This window comes from Mucilaginibacter sp. GW821-FHT07G05 (genome assembly GCF_059418565.1).
The window spans coordinates 1-1,441 of sequence record NZ_JBWKQC010000022.1; the positions used below are offsets into that span (position 1 = coordinate 1).

Sequence of the window (1,441 nt, forward strand, 5' to 3'; positions counted from 1 at the left end):
TGTCTTGTCCTGAAAAGGGTTTACGTTAAAGTAAATCAAATGAAAGGAAAAGAATTAAAAGAAAAGCGTCGGTCACCACAATATTTTGATGAAGCCTTTAAGCGAAAAGTATGTGACGAATATTTGCGCACAGGTGTAGCCAAGACAGATCTATTGTCGAAGTATAATATCAGATACCGGAGCGCGATCCAAAGCTGGTTAAAGGAATTGGGTTATGCAGATATCTATCAAAAAGCAGCATATTTGCCGATAGCAAACCCACTATACTTGCCTGCAAAGAAAACAAATAATGATCAGCCATCGGATGCTTTGTCTGAAGAACAACAGCGCATCAAGGAACTCGAGCGCCTGCTGGAAGACGAGCAGCTTCGCAGTGAGATGTATAAGCGCATGATCGAGATCGCTGAGCATGATCTTAACATCTCTATCCGAAAAAAGTCGGATACCAAGTGATCCATGAGATGAAGGACATATATACAAGGATCAGCCTTGTAAGACTATGCCGGTTACTTGGTATTACCCGCCAGGCCTATTATCAACACTTTTGGCAGCAGGAAGCTTTAGGCATAGAGGACGCGCTTGTATTACAAGAGGTTATCAGCATTCGCCGGGACCACCGGGTGATGGGAGGCAGGAAGCTATACGAGATGCTGCACCCTTTCCTGCTTGAACACGGGATCAAAATGGGACGTGATGCTCTGTTCGATCTGTTGGCCGCTAATGGCCTGTTAGTAAAGAAACGCCGCCGCCGGCATGTGACGACCTGGTCGGGTCACCGGTTCAACCGTTGGCCTAACATCATCCGTAAGCTGGAGGTCAAAAGACCCAACCAGCTATGGGTGAGCGATATTACGTATTGGAAAGTAAAGGAAGAACATTTGTACATCAGTTTGATAACGGACGCTTTCTCACATAAGGTTGTTGGCTATCATCTGGCGGACACCTTAGAAACCGTGGAAACTATACAGGCTTTGAAAATGGCATTAAAGGATCTGCCTGAACAACTGCCCGGGGCACTTATACATCATTCGGACAGAGGGGTGCAGTATTGCACAGCAAGCTATGTAAAGCTATTGCAGGACCAAGGTATCAGGATCAGTATGACCGAGAACGGCGACCCATTAGAGAATGCCGTTGCTGAACGTATGAATGGTATACTCAAAGAAGAATATCTCAGGCATCATCGTCCTGAAAACAAGCAAGAAGCAAAACAACTGCTAAATAAGGCCATTGAATTGTACAACCAATATAGACCACACTACAGCATCGGTTTACTAACACCACAACACGTGCATATAAGCAGTCTGCTGCCTGAAAAATTGTGGAAGAACTATTACGTCAAAAAAACTAATATTGTAAACGTAGCCCAGGACATCACTGTAACCGTAAACACATGACAGGACTATCTTAAAAACCTGTAAACTTTTTTTAGGACGAGACA

Annotated in this window: 1 protein-coding gene and 1 pseudogene; both read left to right on the plus strand. The window is 44.3% G+C overall.

What is annotated here, in order from left to right:
• Positions 1 to 453 (plus strand): annotated as a pseudogene (locus AC07NA_RS26205) (hypothetical protein); the annotation flags it as partial.
• An 8-nt stretch (positions 454 to 461) separates the two neighbouring features.
• Positions 462 to 1,397, plus strand: coding sequence for an IS3 family transposase (locus AC07NA_RS26210; RefSeq protein ID WP_494901026.1), 936 nt, complete (start codon positions 462 to 464; stop codon positions 1,395 to 1,397).
• Positions 1,398 to 1,441 lie beyond the last annotated feature (44 nt).